This is a genomic window from Pseudalkalibacillus sp. R45, assembly GCF_052246725.1.
Taxonomy (GTDB): domain Bacteria; phylum Bacillota; class Bacilli; order Bacillales; family Fictibacillaceae; genus Pseudalkalibacillus.
Genome location: NZ_JBQQCL010000037.1, coordinates 1 through 8,553 on the forward strand (window position 1 = coordinate 1; position 8,553 = coordinate 8,553).

The 8,553-nt window shown below is 43.2% G+C and carries 6 protein-coding genes, 16 tRNA genes and 1 rRNA gene; 1 reads left to right on the top strand and 22 read right to left on the bottom strand.

What is annotated here, in order from left to right; genetic code table 11:
- Nucleotides 1-189: 189 nt before the first annotated feature.
- The 3 genes from ACTWQL_RS24585 to ACTWQL_RS24595 all read right to left on the bottom strand — a co-directional run bounded on the left by ACTWQL_RS24585 (nucleotide 190) and on the right by ACTWQL_RS24595 (nucleotide 3,762).
- Nucleotides 190-723, bottom strand: a complete 534-nt coding sequence (locus ACTWQL_RS24585; protein WP_443144991.1) for a methylated-DNA--[protein]-cysteine S-methyltransferase — start codon at nucleotides 721-723, stop codon at nucleotides 190-192.
- A gap of 57 nt (nucleotides 724-780) precedes the next feature.
- The gene (queG, locus tag ACTWQL_RS24590; RefSeq protein WP_443144992.1) at nucleotides 781-1,926 is read right to left on the bottom strand and encodes a tRNA epoxyqueuosine(34) reductase QueG; all 1,146 of its coding nucleotides are present in this window, start codon (nucleotides 1,924-1,926) and stop codon (nucleotides 781-783) included.
- 129 nt (nucleotides 1,927-2,055) lie between these two features.
- Nucleotides 2,056-3,762 (bottom strand): ABC-ATPase domain-containing protein, encoded by a 1,707-nt coding sequence (locus ACTWQL_RS24595; RefSeq protein WP_443144993.1) that lies wholly within the window; start codon nucleotides 3,760-3,762, stop codon nucleotides 2,056-2,058.
- An 81-nt stretch (nucleotides 3,763-3,843) separates the two neighbouring features.
- Between ACTWQL_RS24595 and ACTWQL_RS24600 the strand changes: the two genes are divergently transcribed.
- Nucleotides 3,844-4,509, top strand: coding sequence for a B3/B4 domain-containing protein (locus tag ACTWQL_RS24600; protein ID WP_443144994.1), 666 nt, complete (start codon nucleotides 3,844-3,846; stop codon nucleotides 4,507-4,509).
- Nucleotides 4,510-4,840: 331 nt separating this feature from the next.
- On the opposite strand, the gene ACTWQL_RS24605 is transcribed toward ACTWQL_RS24600, so the two are convergent.
- From ACTWQL_RS24605 to rrf, 19 genes are all read right to left on the bottom strand, one after another.
- Nucleotides 4,841-5,005, bottom strand: coding sequence for a YqaE/Pmp3 family membrane protein (locus tag ACTWQL_RS24605; RefSeq protein ID WP_443144995.1), 165 nt, complete (start codon nucleotides 5,003-5,005; stop codon nucleotides 4,841-4,843).
- 202 nt (nucleotides 5,006-5,207) lie between these two features.
- Nucleotides 5,208-6,059, bottom strand: coding sequence for a phytanoyl-CoA dioxygenase family protein (locus tag ACTWQL_RS24610; protein ID WP_443144996.1), 852 nt, complete (start codon nucleotides 6,057-6,059; stop codon nucleotides 5,208-5,210).
- Nucleotides 6,060-6,599: 540 nt separating this feature from the next.
- A tRNA-Leu gene (locus ACTWQL_RS24615) sits at nucleotides 6,600-6,684 on the bottom strand.
- Nucleotides 6,685-6,712: 28 nt separating this feature from the next.
- A tRNA-Leu gene (locus ACTWQL_RS24620) sits at nucleotides 6,713-6,801 on the bottom strand.
- A gap of 12 nt (nucleotides 6,802-6,813) precedes the next feature.
- Nucleotides 6,814-6,888: transfer RNA gene (locus ACTWQL_RS24625), tRNA-Cys, on the bottom strand.
- A 64-nt stretch (nucleotides 6,889-6,952) separates the two neighbouring features.
- A tRNA-Gly gene (locus ACTWQL_RS24630) sits at nucleotides 6,953-7,027 on the bottom strand.
- Nucleotides 7,028-7,032: 5 nt separating this feature from the next.
- A tRNA-Gln gene (locus ACTWQL_RS24635) sits at nucleotides 7,033-7,107 on the bottom strand.
- Nucleotides 7,108-7,114: 7 nt separating this feature from the next.
- A tRNA-His gene (locus ACTWQL_RS24640) sits at nucleotides 7,115-7,190 on the bottom strand.
- A gap of 26 nt (nucleotides 7,191-7,216) precedes the next feature.
- A tRNA-Trp gene (locus ACTWQL_RS24645) sits at nucleotides 7,217-7,290 on the bottom strand.
- A 3-nt stretch (nucleotides 7,291-7,293) separates the two neighbouring features.
- Nucleotides 7,294-7,378: transfer RNA gene (locus tag ACTWQL_RS24650), tRNA-Tyr, on the bottom strand.
- 89 nt (nucleotides 7,379-7,467) lie between these two features.
- Nucleotides 7,468-7,543: transfer RNA gene (locus ACTWQL_RS24655), tRNA-Thr, on the bottom strand.
- Nucleotides 7,544-7,547: 4 nt separating this feature from the next.
- A tRNA-Phe gene (locus tag ACTWQL_RS24660) sits at nucleotides 7,548-7,623 on the bottom strand.
- Nucleotides 7,624-7,773: 150 nt separating this feature from the next.
- Nucleotides 7,774-7,849 (bottom strand) — tRNA-Asp (locus ACTWQL_RS24665).
- A 110-nt stretch (nucleotides 7,850-7,959) separates the two neighbouring features.
- A tRNA-Met gene (locus ACTWQL_RS24670) sits at nucleotides 7,960-8,036 on the bottom strand.
- A gap of 19 nt (nucleotides 8,037-8,055) precedes the next feature.
- Nucleotides 8,056-8,131 (bottom strand) — tRNA-Val (locus ACTWQL_RS24675).
- 7 nt (nucleotides 8,132-8,138) lie between these two features.
- Nucleotides 8,139-8,213: transfer RNA gene (locus tag ACTWQL_RS24680), tRNA-Glu, on the bottom strand.
- A gap of 32 nt (nucleotides 8,214-8,245) precedes the next feature.
- Nucleotides 8,246-8,338, bottom strand: a tRNA-Ser gene (locus tag ACTWQL_RS24685).
- A gap of 1 nt (nucleotide 8,339) precedes the next feature.
- Nucleotides 8,340-8,414 (bottom strand) — tRNA-Asn (locus tag ACTWQL_RS24690).
- Between the two features lie 12 nt (nucleotides 8,415-8,426).
- A 5S ribosomal RNA gene (gene rrf, locus ACTWQL_RS24695) occupies nucleotides 8,427-8,542 on the bottom strand.
- Nucleotides 8,543-8,553: the final 11 nt, after the last annotated feature.

Genomic DNA, 8,553 nt, shown 5'->3' on the forward strand with positions numbered 1-8,553 from the left:
ATGCACGTACACACAACTCCTATCCCCACTCTTGTTTCTCGTCAATTCAAGTGTACAGGTTATAGGAGCTTGTGTGTTTTTTTACGTGAATTTTTCTCATACCCCAACAAATATTGTAGAGCCTTAAAAAAGAGCCAAAATAAAAAACCTACTTCAGAATGAGTAGGTTATCCATTACACGAATATTGACTATGAACAAATCTGTGATGGTTGTTGTTCTAAATCTAATAATACTTCTTTCTTATCAAGTCCTCCGCCATAGCCAACGAGAGCACCGTTGCTTCCGATCACACGGTGGCAAGGTATGACGATTGGAAGCGGGTTCTTATTGTTTGCACTACCAACTGCTCTGACAGACTTAGGCGATCCGATCATCGTCGCGACATCCTTATACGAGTAGGTCTCGCCATAAGGAATGTTTCTAAGCCCTTCCCAGACTTTACGCTGGAACGGGGTACCGAATAGATCAATCGGAAAGTCAAAACCCCTGCGCTGATGCAGGAAATATTCCTCGATCTGCTTCATATAAGGGCCAAAAGACTCCTGGTGATAAAAAAGCTCAGCCTTCAAGGATTGTTTCTTCAACCAAGCTTTGATAAGAGGAAGATTCTCCTCGGCAGATCCAAAATCAATGCGACATAATCCATTTTCAGTTTTTAATAACGTAAGTGGACCGATTGCACTGTCCATTTCCCCATATTGTACACTGATTGTCGTCTCCATCTTATCCCTTCTTTTACCCTTTTGCATTATCATACTGAACGCAAAATAATAAAACCATCACGATTTGACGCCATTATCGATCATATCAAGGCCTCTATTTATTTCAGCTAGTACATTCTCGTCATTTTCTCTCTCTTTCGCCGATTTAAGCATGTATTCGGCTTTAGACCCTCCGATTTTTCCAAGCGCCCATGCTGCTGTTCCTCGAATCACAGGGCGAGGGTCTTCATTAAGAACATGCACCAGTTCAGGAAGAGCTGTATCATCTTTAAAATTACCTAAGGCAATGATGGCATTTCGCTGAATCGGTTTCTTACCTCTCCAAGAACCAGATACCGGACCGAATTTCTCTTTGAATTCTCGGTTACTGATTGTCAGCAATGGTTTCAATTTCGGTTTTGCGATTTCTGGGTCAGGCTCCATTTCAGAATGATGATGAAAGTCTTTCCCTTTGTTTTCAGGGCAAACCTGCTGACAAGTATCACATCCATAAAGTCTGTTTCCAAGCTTTTCGCGGTAACGTTCTGGAAGAAACCCTTTCGTCTGTGTCAGAAAAGCAATGCACTTGTTCGAATCCAATTGACCGCCTGTTACAAGTGCACCAGTCGGACACGCATCGACACACTTATTACACGTACCACATTGATCTGTCATCGGTTGATCAGGTTCAAATGCGATCGTCGTAATCAATTCGCCTAAATAGACATAGGAGCCAAACTCAGGTGTAATGGTTGCACAGTTCTTCCCGCTCCAACCGATTCCAGCACGCTCAGCAACTGCACGATCCGATAACTCTCCAGTATCGACCATCGACACAACTTTCGCTTCTGGTTCTTGTTCCAGAATATATTGTTCCAGTTGTTTCATCTTTTCACGCAATACATCATGGTAATCTTTCCCCCATGAAGCCCGGCAAAAAATCCCTCTTCGGTCTTCCTTTGTGCTTCTCGGTGCATCCTTCATTTTTGAAGGATAGGCCAGAGCAATCGATAGGATCGATTTCGCTTTCGGAAGCAGTAGTTCTGGATGCGTTCGTTTCTCAATGTCCTGTTCTTCGAATCCAGATTGAAACTCGTTCTCTTGCTGTGTTCGAAGCCGCTCCTTCAATTCTGTGAACGGATCAGCTGTTGTAAAGCCTATTTTATCGATCCCGATTGATTTACTATATGCAATGACTCTTTCCTTTAACTGGGCACCTGTCATCGTTTGACCCCCTTTCTTAAAGAAAACTTGGTAAAGCCAAGCCTTAGCGCCGGCTGAGCCTTAGTTGCGCTTATACTGAAGAAAGTATTTTATATTTTCTTCAAGTGTAAAAAATTTCCATATCACCAACTACTGACGTATAGCTAGCGTCCTCAATCGATTCAATGCTGAAGCTAATTCTAACATACGCGGTCTTGCCAAGTCACCAGGATGCTGGTTGGGAAAGTCTGTAAAAGAAGCAAGCCCTTTTTCATTCAACTGGGTTTCAATTCGCTCCAAAAGTTCAGACACCGAATGTGAACCTAACCATTTCCTTTTCTCTACAAAATGAAGGATTTCAGTAATCGCTCTCGTTTGGCTTGCATCTGTCACCTGCTCAACAAAATCGATTTTGATATCAGTCGTACCGTACTGGATTGTATGAAGTCCTCTCGCCGCCACCTTCGATCGTTTCCCTTTCCTGCTATCGAGACTGGATGCTTGAGGCTTCCTTGACTGAACATCCCCAAAGCGCTCTCCACCTTCCCTTTTCCGGTTAGAAATCGAGTTTCGAGCGATGTCATTTGCTTCACTTGTAACGTCAAATGGTCGATATTGATCCATTAAAACCACCGTGTCCGCTACATCAAAATAATCACCAGAACCACCCATGACGAGCAAAGTGGAAACCTCATGCTCTTCATAAAGCTGCTTCACTTTATCAATAAATGGCGTGATCGGTTCTTTATCCTTTGATACAAGCTGCTGCATCCGTTCATCCCTGATCATGAAGTTTGTCGCACTTGTATCTTCATCTATCAATAATGCACTAGCCCCAGCCTCCAGGGATTCAATAATCGTAGCTGCCTGTGACGTACTACCGCTTGCATCCTCTGAAGTGAATTGAGTTGTTGTTTTTCCATATGGTAAGTTTTGAATGAACGGAGAAATATCCACACTTGTAATTTTACGTCCATCTTCTGAACGGACTTTCATTGCATTTGGGTCTGTCAAAACGTACTCACGACCGTCCCCGCTGATATGATCATAAATTCCCCGCTCGATCGCTTTAAGCAACGTACTCTTACCGTGATACCCTCCGCCGACAATGAGAGTAATACCTTTCTGGATCCCCATCCCCTGAATCGGTTCTTTTCTGTGCGGCACAGGTATCGAAACACTTAAAGACTCTGGTGTTTCAAATGCGACCACATCATCTGAACGTAGTGGGCGGTCACTGATCCCACTCTCCCTCGGTAAAATCGATCCTTCAGCTATAAACGCAACAAGGTTGTTTCCTTTCATAAACTCCCGAATCGCATCTTGTTGATCGCACAGTTCGATTGCTTCCACAACGGTATCGTCTTCTAATGAGAAAATCGAGTCATTTAATACCTGTGGAATGATCGTAAACAACATCTTTTCTGCCTGTTTTCCGAGCACTTTCCTTCCTCTTGCTGGTAGTCCTATTGAAAGACAGATAATGACCGTATTTGACGTCAGCTCGACAGCAGTGCGTTGCAATACTTCCTGAGCCGGGCGGTCGATTGTTATAACTCCGCTTTTACCCGAACCGCCTGCTTGTGTCTCCTGATTCCGAATCGTACTCGCTACACTTCGAGCAATCGTATCTTCAACTCTAACCTTACGGGAAGGCGTCGATTCCCAATCTTCCCTTAAAATTGTTTTTGATTTTGGTACCTCTAACCTGATCTTGGAGGGGGCTGCAAAAGGATCTCCCTGCACGTGATCGATATGGAGGGTGAAGTCATCAAATCGATATTTTCCCCGGATGTCTTTATACGCTTTATAACCCTTACCGTCAATCCTTTTCAGAATGTCTCTCAGCATGTCCATAAACGTAAGCACTCCTTTTTCAGTTGCAAAATCTATTATGGTACACTATGGTAAAATACATAAGTTCTTGAGGTGATCAGAATGAAAATTACCGTCTCTGATAAATTGAAGAAGCTTGTTCCAGACTTTAAAGTCGGTATCATCCAATACTATGATATCACGGTTGATGAATCACCTAAAATGTTAGCTGGCCGCCTGCAGTTATTCCAGGAATCACTAATGCTTGAAGCAGAAACAAAGCCAATTCCAACGATCGAACCTATCCAAGAATGGCGAAGTCTGTTTAAAAAAGTCGGGACTGATCCTTCACGATACCGCCCATCCTCAGAAGCACTTCTCCGACGGGTGTATAAAGGGTACAAGCTGGGCTCGATCCACTCTGCAGTTGATACGAATAACTTTTTCTCACTACAATACCAAATACCACTCGGCATCTATGATCAATCACATATTGTTGGAGATGTGAAAATTGATATCGGTTCTGACGATGACTTCTATGAAGGAATCAATGGCCGAGACGTCAATATGGAAGGTAAAATCCTGACCAGGGATGATAAAGGTGCTTTTGGAAGTCCGATTGTCGATTCGAAACGTACAATGGTCACTGAAAAGACGAAGCAAGCCCTTCATATCGTCTATTTTCAACCTTCTTTAACAGAGGAGCACGCAATTGAAATGCTCCAGGCTATCGAGAAAATGTTCATCCAGATTCATGGAGGTACAGCTGAAGTAGATATCATCAAGTAAAGAAAACACAAAGTTCTTTAACAGACCCAATAAAGAAAACTTGGCAAAGTCAAGTGTTAGCGCAGGCTGAGCCATTAGTTGCACTTATACTGAAGAAAGTATTTTAATACTTTCTTTAAGTGAAATAAAAAACGCAACACCCCGTTTCCGAAAAACGAAGCACTGCGTTAGACATGTTTTATACATTATAAGTACAACCGTAAGAAATTATGTACAAAACCTCCTAAAAAGGAGGTTTTTTTCACATTTAAAGAAAGTATAATACTTTCTTCAATATAAGGGCAACTAAGGCTCGACTTTCAAAAGGCTTGGCCTCGCCAAGTTTTCTTTATCAAGCGATACTTTCTGTGCTTCCCTTATTTACAACCAATAAAGCATGAACTGCACCAGGTATCCACGCGATGATTGTAAGTATGACATTGATCAACGTTTGTGATTTGCTACCATGTAGAAATACAGCAAGAGGTGGAAGCAAAACAGCTAATAGATAACGCATTATTTCAACCTCCTTATCTGTTGTACTTCTAGGGATACCCGCCTACGGACAAGTGTAAACAAGTAAAATGTTTACAGTAAAAGCAATTACGATATATAACTGCCGTAGGGAGTTGGTAAGAACAAAAAAAGTCGGGAATGAACAAATTTGTTCATTCCCGACTTTTTTCTTATCGTTTATCAAATATATATAGTTTTGGAGTTTATTTAGCGTATTGTTCCAATTTATACTCACGCTTAACCGGGGAACCAATTTTCTCATTGCGTAAGAGACGTTTTGCTTTTTCGGATAGATTATCATATGTCTCTTGCGGAATTGAAATGCTCCCATTTTGCGGCGCATTAGCTGCAGATTTATAAATCAGCGCGATGTTAGTTCTAGGTTGCTGGGATTGATTTGGAGTACCTCGATGCCACATTCTGTCATCCCTAATCATGATAGATCCTGCAGGCATCAACGCCTTGAAAGAATGCATATGTTCTGCAAGCTTAGATTTGTCGTAAGCATTAGGCCCATACCAGTTGTCAGGGTGTAAATGCGTCCCTCCCGGCCATACTTCCATTGGACCATTGTTTTCAGTTACCTCAACAAGTGGGAAGTTGACAACTAAATTAATTATTGGCAGGTTTACCTCACATCTGTTACCATATCTCGAACCAGTATCAGCATGAACGTCTTGCGGAGTTTTTCCTCCTTGTACTGAGGTATTCGTATGGAAATAGTTTAGAACACAATCATCGCCTAATATCTGATCTACTACATCTGTTACAAATGGATGAGCAATGATTGATTCATCACAAAATGGTTCCTCGAATGGTAAGTCCATACCTACATGGTTTGTGCCATTATGAAAACCATCGTTAGGATTGAGATTACGCTCCTTCATATAAGACTCTAACATATCTCCAAATTTGTTATTTAAGTTTTCTACTTGTTCTTTAGGAAGTACTCCTTCAAATAGTACATAACCGTTTGTTTTAATCAAATTAACAGCTAACTCCACAGTCTCCGGTAGCAGTTTCCCAACAGTAATTTCTTCTGCACTAATTCTCATTTGTTTTCCACCATCCATTTAATTTTTGTATATTCCTTAAAAATTCATACAAAAAACTCTTGCCATAGTTTAATCACCCGTAATCCATACAAGTCATGCGTCTACACTTCTAAAGTATATAACTCTTGATAAGTGGATTTGGATTCACCCCTTTTTTTAATATGTTGATAGTAGCACAATAGAAATAATGATACTATCAACAATTCATAATAGTTTGTATATTTCATCAATTAAGTTTGGAGTGTGTAAATTGAGGTCCTGGAATTTTAACTTGCATGAACCATTAAACTTTATGAGCATATTCTTCTATGTATCAAAAAGCTATTTGGTCGCACTTCATTCTCTTCTCTGCGTATAATGGATGGCATCGGATACATTGTACACGTATCCCAATGTGGTGAACTCGATCAGTGCACAAGATTTGAAGTGAATTTGTCATGTGAATATCATTTATTGAAAATAACAAAAAAACGCTTTCCTACAAACTGTAGAAAAACGTTGAAATTTAATTAATTCTTCTGTAATTGATGGTAATAAAAATGGTACCGGTGGTCGGGGTCGAACCGACACTCCGTGAGGAACACGATTTTGAGTCGTGCGCGTCTGCCAATTCCGCCACACCGGCATGTGTCTAATATAACATATTTAATTAATGGTGCCGAGGGCCGGACTTGAACCGGCACGGTAGTCACCTACCGCAGGATTTTAAGTCCTGTGTGTCTGCCAATTCCACCACCCCGGCTGGGTAGTTAGATGGAGGCGGCACCCGGATTCGAACCGGGGGATAAGGGTTTTGCAGACCCGTGCCTTACCACTTGGCTATGCCGCCATACTTGTATGCTTGATACGAAAATGGAGTACTATTTTCGGCAGTTCATTGTTATTAAAATTAATGGAGCGGAAGACGGGATTCGAACCCGCGACCCCCACCTTGGCAAGGTGGTGTTCTACCACTGAACTACTTCCGCGAAATTGGCTGGGCTAGCTGGATTCGAACCAACGCATGACGGAGTCAAAGTCCGTTGCCTTACCGCTTGGCTATAGCCCAACGCATATGGGGCGACTGATGGGAATCGAACCCACGAATGCCGGAACCACAATCCGGTGCGTTAACCACTTCGCCACAATCGCCATAATACAATTTTAGAAATATAAATTGGCAGGGGTAGTAGGAATCGAACCCACACTGGAGGTTTTGGAGACCTCTGTTCTACCGTTAAACTATACCCCTAAATGGTGGAGGGGGACGGATTCGAACCGCCGAACCCGGAGGGAGCGGATTTACAGTCCGCCGCGTTTAGCCACTTCGCTACCCCTCCAAAAGAGACAATTTATATTTTAGTACAGATTACAAAGTGATTCAAGACCTAATTTCAGGAACTAGAACCAACCTTTGCCTAAATGTAAATGGTGCTGGCCAGAGGACTTGAACCCCCAACCTACTGATTACAAGTCAGTTGCTCTACCAATTGAGCTAGGCCAGCAACATGGTGGCTCGAGACGGAATCGAACCGCCGACACGAGGATTTTCAGTCCTCTGCTCTACCGACTGAGCTATCGAGCCATTAAGTTAAATACAAAGTCCGTCGGTTTCCCTGTCCCTTTCTCTACAAGTTAATGCTGACGCTTTTTGCTGCGTCGGGACTACTCGCTGATCATTCAACGATGAACCGCTCGTGACTGAGCTATCGAGCCAAAATGTATTTTTAAAAAATGGCGGACCCGACCGGATTCGAACCGGCGATCTCCTGCGTGACAGGCAGGCATGTTAACCCCTACACCACGGGTCCAGCACAATTCATTATCATAGTACAATGAACTTAAATTGGTTGCACCCCTTCGGGTACTCCATATGTTCATTGAAAGTACGAAATCTCAACGTTGGACAATGAACTTAAATTGGTTGCGGGGATAGGATTTGAACCTACGACCTTCGGGTTATGAGCCCGACGAGCTACCAGACTGCTCCACCCCGCGACAATAATAGTATATGAAATGGTGGAGGATGACGGGATCGAACCGCCGACCCCCTGCTTGTAAGGCAGGTGCTCTCCCAGCTGAGCTAATCCTCCAAATAGATGGTGACCCCTACGGGATTCGAACCCGTGTTACCGCCGTGAAAGGGCGGTGTCTTAACCACTTGACCAAGGGGCCGATAAAATTATGTATTACAGATAGGTATCTTATGGCGGAGAGCGAGGGATTCGAACCCTCGGTACGGGTTTAAACCGCACACACGATTTCCAATCGTGCTCCTTCGACCTCTCGGACAGCTCTCCGTGGCTCCACAGGCAGGACTCGAACCTGCGACCGATCGGTTAACAGCCGATAGCTCTACCACTGAGCTACTGTGGATCGAAATAATTAGCCCGGCGACGTCCTACTCTCACAGGGGGAAGCCCCCAATTACCATTGGCGCTGAAGAGCTTAACTTCCGTGTTCGGCATGGGAACGGGTGTGACCTCTTCGCCATCGTCACCAGACTATCGATTTG